Here is a 14315-nt window from a genome sequence, read left to right as displayed (position 1 = left end):
GCGCAGCAGCCTGATCGTGACCAGCAACCTGCCGTTCGGACAGTGGGACACGACGTTCGCGCAGGACACGACCCTGACCGCCGCGCTGCTGGACCGCTTGCTGCACCACGCGCACATCGTGCGGATCGCCGGTGAAAGCTACCGGCTCAAGCACCAGCGCCAGGCCGGGATGATGAGGGGGCGTGATGTCGCAGAAATTGGCTGAATACGGACTGTGTTCAGCGACGGAGGTGTATCAGTTTTAAATCGCTGGCACTACGAAAACTGTATCAGTTTTAAATCGCCGTTGACAATCTGTTCTCAAGAAACGAGGATGTTCGAAGGCGCAGCATCGCACTCTCGAAGATGACTTCGTCAGGGCCGCTCGATTCTTCTCGTAGAAGGGCAGCGTCCCGTCGCGCATATCTAAGCCCGCAGTTTCGGTCGCTGGCCCTTGGCAGCAGAGGCATCCAGCNTACGAAAACTGTATCAGTTTTAAATCGCCGTTGACACAAGCAGCGCATACCAGCATTAGCGGCCGCCTGCTGCAACGCTCCGTACACCCGATTGAAACCGGCGTCGAATGGCATCATTACGCTTACCAAATCTTGCTTCGCGGGTTCATTCGGTAAACTGAAGACATTGGGCTTCACACGACCTGCCCCTTCAGCAAAGAGCACACGGAACAAGTCCACGTCTTTCACAGCCCAGTGGTTGGTACCGAAGTCGCCAAATCCTCCCCTTGTGTTCAGGTCGAAATGCAGCTGCGGCGCTAACCGTTCCAGCAAGGAATTCGGAATAGGTGGAATGTCTGCGTCGAGCGTATACTCGACAGTGTAGGTGCTCGGACCGCGCCGTACTTTGGTCACCTTTCCGACCCTTGCTAGGACAGGACGTTCACGATCCCAGCCGGACTCATTCGTAATAACTGTCGGCAGCCCTAATAAGGCAGCTTCATCAAGCACGCGGTCAGGCGCAAATCGCTGCTTCAAATCTGGGTCTGTATACAGGAAGACGCGGTCTTGGCCGAGAATTAACGAACCGCGCGGCTCGGTGATTTCCATGCCAGTCACCAAGAAGTTAAACATCCGGAACCCTTCGTAAATTTTCAGCACAGTTTCGATGTCACTGACAGTTGTGTGCTTCCAAAACTGCAACTTTTTATGCCGTTGTACAGAGGCTTCGACGACAATCGTAACGCTTCAGAACTGAGTTGCGACTTCGGACCGTAGATTCGGTTGAATGCGGAACCGAAAGCGGGCGGTCGGTACACCTCAGTGTACCCGGTCGTTGCTTTCCGAGTAACTGGAAAGATCGTTAAGCGCTCTTACTCCGCTCTGCGATGCTTCGACGTGAACGAACAGCATCGATTTCATGGCCTACTTGAGACAGAGGTGTCCATCCCACCTAGCAGCCTTGATAATTTTAGTACTGGCACAGCCACATCATTGACCAAAGGTATCTAGATTGACATAAAATAGGTCATCATACCTTGCATCGGAATCAAAAATGGACAAGCGTGTTACTGGTTTCTTGGAGCGTCTATCTCAATCCAACTCCCCCGCATTTCTTATGTTGGGGCAGAGAACATTGGCATATGATGCAAAGCACGATATATTTCTCGATGCCATCCTTTCGAGGTATGAGTTTGACAATAAGAAGAGCTACCGTGGCTATAGTAAGATTTTCGATTCCGTAGTCAATAAGGACTTGGCCTCGGCGCGAGCCTGGATCAGCGAACGAGGAAACCTCTTGACAGTCCCATCTTGGTTGGAGAAGGTAGCTCAATATGCTTGGAGTGGGCTTTACACATCCACGATTGACGGAATGTTAAACCGCGCATTTCGTGCTCCCTGGCGCATTGTGCAGCCGCTATATTCTTCGGCATTACAGCCTATCGACCCGCGGAATCGTGCGCACCTGCATTTAACTTATCTATTCGGTGGCATCGATAGGGAAGATGTTAAACAAACAGCACCTTTGACATTTCTTGAGTTAAAGCGTAGGGAGCCGGATGTTGCAACGTTGCTCCAGCGAATTCCTGAGCAATTGACTCCTGTGGGCATTCTTGCGATTGAGGCCTACGGACAAAACGATGATTGGCTATCGCCGGAGAAGTTATACCCTGTATTGATGGCTTTGGAGCCTGGCCAAGCGTATATGTTTAGTGCGCAACCGAAAGTACTCGAAGACGAATATTTTTGCGATGCAATCGCAGCAGGGAAACTAATCGTATTAAGTGAGTCGTTGACTGCAGTACTTGCTCACGGAATCGAGGCAGGCATCCTTCCACTAGGCCAAGACTTGGGTATCGGTGCGAAAGGCCACCAGATTTCTCTTGGAACCAAGCTAATTCCAGTGCCGGAACACCATTGGTCGCAGGTTTCCCGTTTTGGTGTAATTCTAGATGAAGTGATTGACGGGCGAGTGCCAAAACTTTCCCCAGAAAAGAAATACACGGCCTTTCGATCTTTTTTAGCGGAGTCGGGGACGCACCCTGTTTGGGCCGCACATGTTCAAAATTTGCCCTTTGAGCGTGACTTTGAGCGAGACGTCTTTCTGCGACTTAAGCGTAACTTGACCACAACCGCATTTGACTCTGATCCAATTATTCTACATGGCCAAACGGGCGCTGGTAAGACAATTGCGCTCGCAAATATAGCATTACGAATTAAACAAACGAATCAAGTGCCGGTAATTTTCATAGCGCGGCGGAGTCAGCGATTTAATCATGCGGATCTTGACAGCTTCTGCCAGTGGGCAGAGGAAGCAGGCTTTGGTGCTACTTTACTCGTATGGGATGGAATGCAAGACATTGACCAATACTATGTCCTGCACAAGTACCTAATGGGCAGGGGTCGAAAGGTGGTAATCGTAGGCAGCACCTATAAATTAGACGAAAGCAAGGAAGCGCGGGCGAACCTTGTGCTGGCTCACGCGGGGCTATCAAAAAGCACGAATAAGAAGCTATTTGACCGGCCAGAAGTAAATAGATTTAAAGACTATTTAGCGTCGTTTGAACCATCGTTAGGGGAAAAGCTTGAAGGTGTCATCGACAGAGGCGACTCCAGCTTCTTGGTCGCGCTGTATCGGCTTTTGCCCGATACTAGAGGTCAAGTTCGCGCTGGCCTCAATTTGGAAACTGGTGTAGCTGCGGTCGCTTTACGAAGCAATGCCGATGGAATTAAGCCCGATTCGGTACCAGTGACAATTCTTCAGGCTGCATTGGAGAAAGTAGGCCTATTTAAGCCCGCTGCTGCATTGCATAACGAACAACACCTCATCGCTGGTGAGTGGGTATCTGCAGAGCAAGAGTTCATTGGTCTGATTATGGTTCCGGGAAAGTTTGGACTTCAAGTTCCGATTGAAATTCTACTTCGATCTTTATCCAGTACTGCAGTGACTGACTTTTCGAAACTGATTAATGGAATCGATCTGTTTAGATGGTCGGAAGATAATCAAAATAATATTTCAATTGGCGCGCGCCACGCATTGGAGGCGAAGCTTATTTCGCAGACACGATTAGGTGGGGCGCAAGCAGAAGTTGAATACGCAAAGAAGTTGATTATGAGTGTGCGACGTGGTCAAAATTCTTTTGATACTTCTGAACTTCAGTTTGCGTCGGAGTTTGTAAGGAGTCTTGGGCCGAACGGTCCTGAAGGTAAACTTTACATTGATCAATATATCGAGATTGCTGACACTTTAAATCAAGTCAGAATGGATCACGGGGTGAAATCGCCACGTTTAATGCTGCAAGAGGCTTCCCTATTGAGAGAGGCAATTGTATTAGATACAATTGATCTGGACGAATGGCAGCCGAGGATCGATGTATTGAAGCGCGCGGAACAAGTATTGCAAGAGGCGATAGAGGATATAGGCGGATCCCCTCGTAACGTGCGCCTGAAAAGCATGCTTTACGTTGAGTTAGCGTCCACACATGGTGCAATTGCCCGTGAATTCATTCGCGCGAACCGACCGCTACCGGACATACTTGTTGAGTTTGGATTAGCTCGCCAATCTGCAATGCGAGCCAAGTCGCTGATGCCAGAAGATTATTTTCCAATCGATGTAATCGCCTGGAGCACGAAAGATTTATTAACTTACGCTGAACTGGATTCCAATACACGCCTGGAAGTAATTGCCAGTATTTTCAATACTTTTGCAATGGCGGATGGTGATGACATCAATAAGCGCGATCGGGAAAAGTTAGAGGGTAGACGTATGGAGTTCGCAAAGTTGCTAAGTGACGATGCGCTACTTGAAAAATCCCTCAAAGCATTGGAGGAAATGGGATCGACGATTGGCTATTATCTACAAGCAGTAACGATAGCTGGAGGGGTGCCGTCAGCAGATGAAGTAATGGATGCCGCCGCCGTTGCAAGATACGAGAATGCAGCAAATTACCTCGCTGAACATTCGGATGCTATTCGCAATGATGCCAAATGCCAATATTTATATTTGCGATATTGGTGGGGAGCAAAGTCTGGGCTTTCGTTCTATCCGGATGAACGAACATGTTTGCCATTCGACGGCAAGCAGTGGTCGCACGTGTTATCCATCTTAGAGAACTTGATTGCATTAGACGGAGAATATGAAAATCCGTTCTTGATCTACCTGCAGGCAATTTGCAAATGGCAGCTCGGGTATTACGACGATGCCTTAGCGATCTGGGGCGAGTTGCAGAGAATCTCGGATAGAGTAACTGGGCGTAGGCGCATCATGAAGACATATCTTGCGTCTTCTTCAGATGGTGTGCCATTAACATTCAATGGCACAGTTGCTTATGTTGCGGACGATGGAAGTAAGGGGGAAGTTTTCGTAGAAAAACTGAGGAAGAAAATTTCTTTCTTCCCAAAAGAATTCGGTAGAGAAGAAATCCGACGTGATGAGCAATTAAGTGACTTCCATATTGCATTTAATTACATTGCGCCCACTGCAGACCACATTCGCCACTATAAAAGCGGTAATCGGAGCTAATTCATGGATCATCTCAAAGTGGATGGGGCGATGTATGAAGTGCTCAAGCTCCGTGATACTATAAATCGAATTTCTTCTGGTTTTAGTGATATTGGACCAATTTTTGGGCTTGTTTCACTTCAATTGCCGAGACTTGAACCGTCTGAGTTAGGATTCATTCGAGTCGTTTCTTGGCTATATGTTCATTACTTCGAGGTGGGAAAGCTGGGGGGTGATTTTCTTGGTGCGCATGCCGAAGCTGCTTCGATGAATATTTCGCTATTGAGAGATCATCGCGACAGAATCCAACAGCTCAGAACATATTGTCAGCATAATCTTAATTTTACGGATAGTCACTCAAACTCAATTCAAAACGCTTGTGAATCATGGTTTAAGGAAAAATGTGGAACTCATTTGCCAATCGATGAGCATCATTGGTCGACGTTGCTACAGCTAATCATTTTAGAAGCGCTCAATTATTTTCGGACCTTGGAGAAAATAATAAGATTTATTGAGACTAATGAGGCTTTTGAGCAAATTCTTGAGCAATGGCAGTTGCGGATAAAGAGATATTTCCCGCCACATAAATTTGACAAGATCATTGAAGAAGTCGCCGCGGACTGGGGGCGAGATAATTTTGATGCAACGAAGTTTCGAAAGCGCCATTATGATAAATGGAGGGGAGCGTTCGATTATCAGACTGAAGAAGCTGATCTTGAGCGCGAAGGGCGAAAATTAGTAGAGACTGCGATGCTGGCAGATCAAATGGGAATACTGCCCATTGATGGTCGCGATGTCATGTCCCAGCTCAATATTGCTCCTGGGAGTGCTGTTCAGGAGTTGCTTAAGATTGCTTGCGATCTGAATAATGCCAAACCTTATTCGCGCGAGGCCTTACTGGCAGAGTTGGCAGATAGAAAGGTACAGATTTTAAAGGAAGTGAACTGAACGCTTGGCTAATGTTGGAAAACATGGTGCAGCAGCCTCTAACTGGAAAATCTGTCCGCGCCTTTCGTTGTACAAATTCTATGTGGCGTCAGAATTTACGGAAAGCCATACTTCTCTGACGAAAAGTGTGCTGTTGGCGTGGCAACCGGTCAGCGAAACATAGGGTTGGGCGTAGGACGCACCTCTTCGACGACCTGCTCAAGGCGCCTCACTTGGTCTGTAAGTTCTACGATGCGCCGATGTGCACTCGCGAGCTTAGACTGAGCAAGATCCCGCTGGCGAGATACTTTGTCAAGGCGGTCCTTCAGTCCCTTCCTTGCAGCGCGATCCTTGAGCGTTATTTGGCGTTTGGATAACGTCCGCTCGGCACCATGAAGCTCGACATAGGCTTGAATCCCCCTTATTAATGCTGGGAAGCGGGCTTTCTTGAAGGCGGTCGGGCCGACATCCGCCTTCTTTGCGACATTATTTTGCCACACCGACGTGCCCTTGGGCAGAACGTTCGGTTCGTCGGCCTTGAGGCGCTCAAATGCCTGTCTGAACCGCTGTTCGGCGGTAAGGTGTTATCTTTGGACGACATTCAGAAAGTTCTCCAATCTGCTGCGGCCGAACACCGGTGCAAACACTAATCGACGGGAAGGAGGCGTGGCGCGATAAAATCACCACATTGAACAGCTGAATTTGACCTGACAGTCGCGGGCTTCAAACCCATGCCCTTATACACAAGTCCGTAGCGCCTGAGAAAGTCGTTTACATTCAAAGAGTTGGCCGAGGGGTTTGTAAACTTCGCTGAGTTCGCGTTTACTCTTGCCTTTTGGGCGGCGCATTGGACAAGGTAGCACAGCGGTGGACGGACGCGGAGTTTGCGGATATGGATCTTGGCGATGCTCGCCTCAACAATAGGGCGAAAACATTGATGGAAACTTTTTCGGCCAAACCGGCGGCCAGCATCCCGGAGGCATGCGACAGCTGGAGCGAGACCTGTGCAGCGTATCGATTTCTCTCGAATGCTGATGTGACGTGGGAAGATATCCTGGCGCCGCACTGGGTGCGCACCCAGGAGCGCATGGCCGCGCATGCAGTCGTGCTGTGCATTCAGGACACGACCGAATTGGATTTCAATGGCCACGAGATCGCTGGCTTGGGACCGCTGAGCTACGAAGCGCAACGCGGGATGTACTTGCATCCGACCTATGCCGTCACGCCGGATCGTGAACCGCTTGGCCTGCTCGACGCGTGGATGTGGGCGCGCGAAAAGCGCGACAAAGATGGCGTGCGGCCGGGGCTGAAAGAGAGCCGCCGCTGGGTTGAAGGATATGAGCGCATCGCCGAGCAGGCGGCGGAACTGCCCGGTACGCGCCTTGTCTATGTGGCTGACCGCGAAGCGGACATGGTCGAAATGATGCGTGTTGCGCGTGAGTTGGGCACGCCCGCCGACTGGCTGGTGCGGGCCCAGCATGACCGCTGCCTGGTTGACGATGACACGACCAAGCTTTGGGGCGCCACCACCGATGGCGCTGCACTTGGCGAGATCAGCTTCACCATGGGTGGGCGCGAAAAGCAGAAGGGGCGCGAAGTGCGGCAGCAATTGTGAGCGCGGCCAGTGCTGATAAGCGACGGAAAGAAAGGACAGATCGAGCAACGTGCGTCATTGCTCGCGAAGTTGACGCGCCAGCCGGCGCGACACCGGTTGAATGGCGACGGCTGACGAACCACATGGCGAGCACACTGCAACAAGCCACGCAGCTGATTGACTGGTACCGTGCCCGGTGGGAAATCGAAGTCTATTTCAATGTGCTCAAGAACGGGTGCGAAGTCGAGCAACTGCAGCTGGCGGCAATTGACCGCCTGGAGCGGGCGCTGGCCTTGTTCATGGTGGTGGCATGGCGCGTGGCCTACCTGATGCGCAAAGGGCGCAATTGCCCCGATCTTAATGCAGCCTTGTTCTTCGATGCGGACGAGATTCGCGGGGCGCACTTGCTGAACAAGATGAAGATGCCAGCCACCCCACCGAGCTTGAACGACGTCGTGCGCCTCATTGCTCGAATCGGCGGATTCCTTGCCAGCAGCGGTGATGGCGAGCCTGGCGTGAAGACGATCTGGAAAGGGACTCTATCAAGTCCACGCCTCGGCAGAAACCTTGCGAGCGCTACGTGAAGGGATGGGTGGACGGACTTGTGTATAAAAGCATGGGTAAGTAGGGGTCATTGCAAACTAACGATGGCATGGATGGCTCCACACGGGAACTCCTACGTCTCCCACTTTTTATTGTAGAGAGATTAATTTTTTGTGGTTTTTGAGACGGCACTTATGGCAGCCTGACCGAAATTGTCCTCCAGGTTGTTCCGTCGAATTCAGCGAACGAATCGTCCCCGGTGACAAGTAGCTTGCCTTCGACAACGTTTGCCTTGCTGGAATAGACACCTTTTACCTTTCTCGCTTCATTGCCAGCTATTCTATAGAGACCGTAATAGCCCAAGCCCACATATATATCGCCAAGATATTGAGTAATGGTGTAGATGCTTTCTTCGACAATCGAGTGATCATCACCAATGACTTTAATTTTCGTCCAGCGATCCCCTCCGTCCCACCGGAATAGCGAGCCGCTTCTCCCGCCAATATAGATCTCTTTATTTGAAATGCAATGGACGGCGACGAGCATCTTATTCGTCGGTACGGAATCGACTTCACGCCAGTTACTGCCGTCGAAACGCATCACTTTGCCTACCATCCCCACTGCCACTGCGAAGTCAGATTGCAGTCCATGAATTCCGTAAAGCCTTCCACCCGCAACGGATTTAGAAACCGCTCCCCCTTGCCAAAGCGACAGTCCGTCGCGGTGAGTAAACCAGCAATCCAAACCGTTCCGAATCCAGATGCCGTGAATTGCTCCAACAGTATCGGTTTGAAACGTCTCACGCGATTCTCCTGTTACTCGGACAATCTCTCCGTTGCCCGTTCCGAGTACGTAGCAAACAGGACTCACCCTGCTAATCACGGTTCCCCAAACCTTCATACTGTAATGCACTTTCCAACTTAGTTCCGGCTGTGCAGAACTTACTGCGACTATGCAACAAGTAATTTTTCCTGGTTCAACTGGCGCATAATTCCAGTTGCCCATTAAAAGATACTCACCTAACGCATTGCCTTCTATTGCTCCGTTTAAAGCGGACTCTATTTCATCATCTGTCTTTGCATTCATTGCACATCTCCGGCTGGAATGATATCTATAAAATATCCGACAATACGAGTTAGTTAATATTCAAAGTCCTCATACGGGGTGCGAACAACGGTGTCGTTTGAAATTTCCGGACATGTCGCCTTAAAATAAGCGAGCACTTGCGCCATAATGCAGACGATGTCCGCCTCAGGTACGTTCGCCGCTCTCAGCTGCTCTTCCGAATTTTTCATTGCTTCTCCGAAGGTCATCGGTTTCCCTCTCGCGCGCGCCGCCCTAGCATCCGCATTCTGCATATCGGTGACGATACCATGGTCTGTGCTGGGATCCGTTGACGGCCCGACCAGGCCAATACATGGCGCTTCTTTTTTGTCATAATTTTTACAAATTTTTTCGAGCGGAGCGCCCCTTTCCCAAAAATGCGCGTTCTGTATCACATGATGAGACTGCTTTGGCTTCTTCGCATATATAGCGGCGTCCTTATACTGGTGCACAGGATAATTCTTACGTTGCTCCTTGCACTCATCCTTTTTCTCTTCTTCTTTGCCGACATGCGGTATTGGCGGCACATTGCCTGGCTTCTTCTCTGGCTCAGGTTCCGGTGGAGGGTCAGGCTCAGGCTCGGGTGCCAAAACGGGCGGGGCAGGTTTGGGAAGTCTGGCCTCAATTTCTTCATCGGTGAGCGTCCGAAATTCGGTAATGGGGCCGACTTCTACTATCCCCTCTGGCTCCGATAACCATGACCAAAGCTTAGCCACAGCAACAACGACAACCACGACGACAACGACAACGACGACAGCGGTAAGTACCGCAGCTGCTCCTGCGGTCAGAACTATAGTTGGGGCAATAACCATGGCTCAGCCGTGGTTGTTGGTGGTGAAGTCGTTGTCGCGGCAAACGTTATAGCCCTCGACGAAGACATTCATCGACCAAGACTTGAAGTAGCATTTCCCTTTGATGACTTGGGACACGATCCCTTTCCTGAAATTCTCGGTCGCCGCTTCATCGCCGGTACTTACTTTCAGATACGATTTGTCTCGCTGCATTATCTCCTTGCCTCCGATGAACACAGACCGTGACCCGTTAGTGGTGTCCTTCGCGTAAGCCGTGTTCGGATACGGAACAGGCACCCCAACCTTCGCTGGATATGGAGGACTGAAGCAAACATCGGGGAAATTCGCCCGCGTGACGCTATCCCCAGCCTTTGCAACTACCTCGTGCCCATTGGCATACACTTCATGCGCCATATTGATGTCCTCGTTACTGTGGTGTTTACATCGATCGGGATGCTTCGGCTGTCGCACGGTACGCTTGGCTGTAGCGGAACGCGGCGATTTGGGCAGTGCGTAATCCTCCATCATTGCCTGCGAGGCAAAGCGTATAGTTCCCATGCAGGTAATTTTTCTTTTGCGCTTGCAGAAGCCAAGCGAATTGCAAACAACCGACCACACTGCCCGTCTCGCCCACGCTTTCCGCCGCAAGCCACAGTGGCGTGGCGATGCGCGTACGTGTTTGGGCAAGTGCCAGCTCTTCAAAACGATAGGCCTCGCCGTTCGCGTCCGACAAGCACAGGTGTACATCGTCAGCGCGCACTTTCGCCTCCGCCAGCGCCTGCGTGATAGCCGCTGTCAGCCCGTCGCCGCGCAAGGGGATGTCGCTATCGCAGTTGGCCGATTCGAGCGCCTTGCCTTGCCCGAACACAATCAATTCAACGTCGCGCTGCCTGTCACTGCGCAGCACGAGCAACGCCCCGGCAGCCTCGCCCGGGATGAACCCGGCGCGAATGCCGCTTGCCAGCAGGCGCCCGGCGTCGAGATTGCCCACGATCGTGCCGCGATTGATGAAGGTATCGGCTGCGACGATGATAACGGCCTCGTGACCTTTGCCGAGCAGCAGGTCGCGGGCAATGGCAAGCGCGTTGGCGACCCCGGTTTGTCCTTCCGCCACCATCCGGGAATCGACGTGCCGATCCTGGCCCAGCTGCATTTCGAGTTGGCGCCACAAACCGCTGTCCAGGTCGTTCAATCGTCCAAGCCGTTCGGGCTCGGCCACGCAAAGCAGCAGCGGCGTCGCTGCCAGCGAAACGTGCGGATCCGTGGCCAGGGCCTGGCGGATCGCCGATGCGGCCATGCGCGACAGCTTCTCCACGCCAGGCCCGTTGTCTTCCCAAGGCACCGGTGCGCCGATCAAGGGTTCGTGCTCCTGATCGACGAAGCCCAGTTCAAAAAAATTGTTCAGCCGGCAGCGCAAGGCTGCGCAGGCCGACGCGGTATTGAAGCCGACACCGGTAACCAGCCCGGCACTGCGGACCGCGATCGCCTGCGCGCTCATAAGCGAATCTGCGCAGCGGGCGCACGGCAGCATTCAGTCGGATCGAAGACCTGGTCGGGCAGCTCGGGCGCGCCGATCTCCACCTGGCGGATTTCGTCGAGACTGCGACGCAGCGGCCGGGCGACGCGCCAGACGATGCTGAAGCGCTGCAGGTCGGGTTCCAGCAGCACTGTATCGGCGCGTGCGGGCACGGTCTCCGGTGATCCGCCGGCTGGATGAATCGTGATGCTGAGCGCAAGCGAGGGCAAGGTAAAGTCCAGACGGCCAGATGGCGTGATCGCGGGGTGAGTCAGGTTAAGTAAGGTGACCGTTTCGCCCCCGACCAGCGCATCGAGCTGCTGGTCCGGTGGCGCGCTTTGAAAATAGCGTTCATCGAAATCGCGCGGCAGAAAGGGAAAGACATTTTTTTGCCAGGCAGCGTCGTAGGTGCCGGCATATTGCAGCCGTTCAGTCCAGTTGCGGCCAATGGGACCAAAGCCCATCGGCCGGTATGCCTTTCGGGGATGCTTGACCGGCACGCCCACAGCCTCGGTCTGCGCCATGGGCGCGCCGTCGACAAGGGAGCGCTGCATCTTCTTTTGAAAGCCACGTCCGATCGGATTGGCCGGATACACTGCCCGCTTGTCGCCCTTGCCAGGATTGTTCTCGATACCGCCGAAGGCGATGTCATAGCTGATCGGCTGGCGCGTGAACGGCTGCGCCGGTCCCACCGAGACGCCAAGCAGGCTGGCACGCCAAGCACGCTTGCCGTACACATGAAAGGCTTTGCTGACCTCGCCGACCCGAATACCTACACCGACCCGTTGCGCGGCCTTGCCCTGCGGCGCATAAGCGCTGCCGAGCAGCAGCACCTCGCAGCGCGGCTTGGTCAGCACATAATCGCATTCGTACTCCGGCGCCGACATGCCAGGCTCACCGGTGGCGGTATCGGCCTGCGTGGGTGCGATCTGGGCGTCCAGCAGTTGCGCCGCTTCTCCGCCCAACGGCAAACGGTACGTCGCCTTGACGACGACCAGCAGATGCTGGCGCCCGCTCTTGTCCGCCGCAGCCATGTAGCCGGCCGCGGCCCCGGTGTGGTTAATGATTTTCATAGACAAGTCTTCAGTTAAGCGAAACCGAGCTGCCCTTGATCCGGTTCTGACCGGCTGCGCGGGAGAGCAAATCCTGCCCTCGGATCTCGACGCTGCCGTCCACATCGAGCGTGATGCTGGCGCGCCCACATTGCAAGGTCAGCTTTCGATTTGCGACGAGCCTGAGCTCGTCCCCGTTCTCGATCACTTGCAGCGCCGACGGCGGTAGCAGCAGCGGGGAAGCGGGCTCGTTCTGCCGCGCGGAGCGATGCAGAACGCCCATCACGGCAACCTGGCCGAGATCGCCCCGTTCGAATTGCAGCGCTACCATTTTTCCGATATCCGCTGACGTCAGCGCCGCAAACGCGCGCGCGGGTGCCGGACCTTGGGCCGGATTTCCATCGAAGTTGACCAGTGGCAAACCATCGTTGCTCCAGCCAGCCAGGGTGCCGATCACCAGACCGGTGACGGGCGATGTCGCTGCCGCGATATGGTCATTCTCTTGCGCACAAGCCGTTGCCGCCGTACCAAGGTCGGGCATATTTGTCACGATCATGAAGAACTCTCCTTAAGTTGAAGCAAGCGCCGCCACTGAATGGCGCTATGTGCACGGCTTGGCAGCAGCGTGCTGCCAGGACGCAGCAGGACCCAATGGAAGGCCGCAAGTTCACGGTGTGCCTGCTCGCCCCGCCTGAAAACCTTGGTAAGCAGGTCGACACCGAGTGGCATGCCCAAGAACAGACGAGAATGACCGCTGAAGTGCGCCGCATAGGTATGCCACCATGCCGAGACTTTCGCGATATCTGGATAGGGATACTCGGCCTCTCCGGCCCTGGGAACCGGGATGTCGTCCGGCGGCGCTAGGCTGGCATCGCCTTGATCCTGATCGCAATCGAAACCGGTTATCAGGCGAAATGCCTCCGCAGCCATGGCGGCGCGCGGCGGGATGCGCATCTGCTCCAGCAGCCAGGGCGCAAAGCTCGCATCGCCACTCCAGCCAATTGCCTCGATCAGCAAATTCGGACTCATCGCCGATGGCGACAGCTTTTGTAGATACGCCAGCAATTGCGGACGCGGCAGCGACAGGCAAAGCTGTCGCAGCGCGGCCCGTTGATTGCTGCCACCCTGTTCCACGATCGTCTGCAACTCGCCGGCCACCGCATCGTTGAACCCTCCCAGCAAGGTCGCCGCCCACGCGGCCCAGAACCGGATCGCGGAACTCGACTCCCGGCCGGGTTCGAGCCAGTCGAGTACTGAGGGAAGCAAATCGACCCGTCCGCATTCACCTGCGGTGCGCAAGGCCCTCGCGACCAGGTCCAGCGAGCTTCCGTCCAGAATTTTGGCCAGATGTACTCCGCCGGACAGCCGGTGCGTGTGACATTGGGCGAGCGCCGCATCGCGATAGCGTGAATCGCTAGCGGCCAGTTGTGCCTCCACCGCCGCGCTGACACGGCGGGTATCGAGCCAGGCAAAGACGCCTTCGAGCGACCAGGCGGCGCCGGGGAGATGCTCCACCTTGGCAAACATCCTCGCGACAATGACGTCGTCATCGCTCAGATACGCGAGCGCGAGCGCGGCGAAGATATCGGCGGAGAGGTCGGGCGCCTGGACGGCAAGCGCCCGGTCGATCAGGTCCATTCCAAACTGGCCTGCCACCTGCATGCCATCCAGATGCGCATCGATCGTTTCGTCGTATCCGACCAAGACCTGAAAACGCGTGCGTGGATTGTCGACATAGGCCGAGTCGCGACGCCACCAGCGGGTCGCTGCTTCTTCAATATGGCGTCGGACGACGACGGCGATCCCCGTAGAGGAAGGTGAGCCGGGAGAGTCGGATCGCAAGTCGGTTCCCC

The 14315-nt window shown here is 53.9% G+C and carries 10 protein-coding genes and 1 pseudogene; 4 read left to right on the top strand and 7 right to left on the bottom strand.

Annotated elements, in window-relative coordinates:
- The 4 genes and pseudogenes from EJB06_RS17425 to EJB06_RS33100 all read left to right on the top strand — a co-directional run.
- Positions 1-205: ATP-binding protein (locus EJB06_RS17425; RefSeq protein ID WP_164557953.1), on the top strand; the 205-nt coding region annotated here is incomplete at its 5' end.
- Between the two features lie 1283 nt (positions 206-1488).
- The gene (locus EJB06_RS17415) at positions 1489-4956 is read left to right on the top strand and encodes a hypothetical protein (protein WP_126075277.1); all 3468 of its coding nucleotides are present in this window, start codon (positions 1489-1491) and stop codon (positions 4954-4956) included.
- A 3-nt stretch (positions 4957-4959) separates the two neighbouring features.
- A complete protein-coding gene (locus EJB06_RS17410) occupies positions 4960-5883 on the top strand; it encodes a hypothetical protein (protein WP_126075276.1) in 924 nt (307 codons plus the stop codon).
- A gap of 871 nt (positions 5884-6754) precedes the next feature.
- Positions 6755-8040 (top strand): annotated as a pseudogene (locus tag EJB06_RS33100) (IS4 family transposase).
- A gap of 151 nt (positions 8041-8191) precedes the next feature.
- Here EJB06_RS33100 and EJB06_RS17400 read toward each other — a convergent pair.
- Genes EJB06_RS17400 through EJB06_RS17375 form a run of 7 tightly spaced genes read right to left on the bottom strand, consistent with a single transcriptional unit; the run spans position 8192 to position 14304 of the window.
- Positions 8192-9085, bottom strand: coding sequence for a beta propeller repeat protein (locus EJB06_RS17400; RefSeq protein WP_126075275.1), 894 nt, complete (start codon positions 9083-9085; stop codon positions 8192-8194).
- A gap of 53 nt (positions 9086-9138) precedes the next feature.
- Positions 9139-9915 carry a hypothetical protein gene (locus EJB06_RS17395; RefSeq protein ID WP_126075274.1) on the bottom strand — a complete coding sequence of 259 codons (777 nt, stop codon included), beginning with the start codon at positions 9913-9915 and terminating at the stop codon, positions 9139-9141.
- Positions 9916-9918: 3 nt separating this feature from the next.
- On the bottom strand, positions 9919-10308 hold the full coding sequence (locus EJB06_RS31925) for a DUF4150 domain-containing protein (protein WP_164557952.1): 390 nt from the start codon (positions 10306-10308) through the stop codon (positions 9919-9921).
- 25 nt (positions 10309-10333) lie between these two features.
- Positions 10334-11392: a hypothetical protein gene (locus tag EJB06_RS31920; RefSeq protein ID WP_164557951.1), complete on the bottom strand. Its 1059-nt coding sequence runs from the start codon at positions 11390-11392 to the stop codon at positions 10334-10336.
- Entirely contained in the window at positions 11389-12483 is a 1095-nt protein-coding gene (locus EJB06_RS17385; RefSeq protein ID WP_164557950.1) for a DUF2169 family type VI secretion system accessory protein, read from the bottom strand. The genes EJB06_RS31920 and EJB06_RS17385 overlap by 4 nt, the downstream gene beginning before the upstream one ends.
- 10 nt (positions 12484-12493) lie before the next feature.
- The gene (locus tag EJB06_RS17380; RefSeq protein WP_126075271.1) at positions 12494-13018 is read right to left on the bottom strand and encodes a DUF6484 domain-containing protein; all 525 of its coding nucleotides are present in this window, start codon (positions 13016-13018) and stop codon (positions 12494-12496) included.
- Complete coding sequence (locus EJB06_RS17375; RefSeq protein ID WP_126075270.1) at positions 13015-14304, bottom strand: hypothetical protein; 1290 nt, start codon at positions 14302-14304, stop codon at positions 13015-13017. Before EJB06_RS17375 ends, EJB06_RS17380 begins: the two co-directional genes overlap by 4 nt.
- Positions 14305-14315: the final 11 nt, after the last annotated feature.

Source organism: Massilia atriviolacea, from assembly GCF_003953935.1.
GTDB classification, from domain to species: Bacteria; Pseudomonadota; Gammaproteobacteria; order Burkholderiales; family Burkholderiaceae_D; genus Telluria_A; species Telluria_A atriviolacea.
The sequence above is the reverse complement of the archived record's forward strand: the minus strand, read 5'-3'. Positions and strand labels throughout refer to the sequence as shown.

What these genes read in the sequence shown, in the direction of transcription:
- EJB06_RS17415 (WP_126075277.1), top strand. Translation starts at nt 1,489, where the DNA reads ATGGACAAGCGTGTTACTGGTTTCTTGGAGCGTCTATCTCAATCCAAC.
- EJB06_RS31925 (WP_164557952.1), bottom strand. Translation starts at nt 10,308, where the DNA reads ATGGCGCATGAAGTGTATGCCAATGGGCACGAGGTAGTTGCAAAGGCT.
- EJB06_RS17380 (WP_126075271.1), bottom strand. Translation starts at nt 13,018, where the DNA reads ATGATCGTGACAAATATGCCCGACCTTGGTACGGCGGCAACGGCTTGT.
- EJB06_RS17395 (WP_126075274.1), bottom strand. Translation starts at nt 9,915, where the DNA reads ATGGTTATTGCCCCAACTATAGTTCTGACCGCAGGAGCAGCTGCGGTA.
- EJB06_RS31920 (WP_164557951.1), bottom strand. Translation starts at nt 11,392, where the DNA reads ATGAGCGCGCAGGCGATCGCGGTCCGCAGTGCCGGGCTGGTTACCGGT.
- EJB06_RS17410 (WP_126075276.1), top strand. Translation starts at nt 4,960, where the DNA reads ATGGATCATCTCAAAGTGGATGGGGCGATGTATGAAGTGCTCAAGCTC.
- EJB06_RS17400 (WP_126075275.1), bottom strand. Translation starts at nt 9,085, where the DNA reads ATGAATGCAAAGACAGATGATGAAATAGAGTCCGCTTTAAACGGAGCA.
- EJB06_RS17385 (WP_164557950.1), bottom strand. Translation starts at nt 12,483, where the DNA reads ATGAAAATCATTAACCACACCGGGGCCGCGGCCGGCTACATGGCTGCG.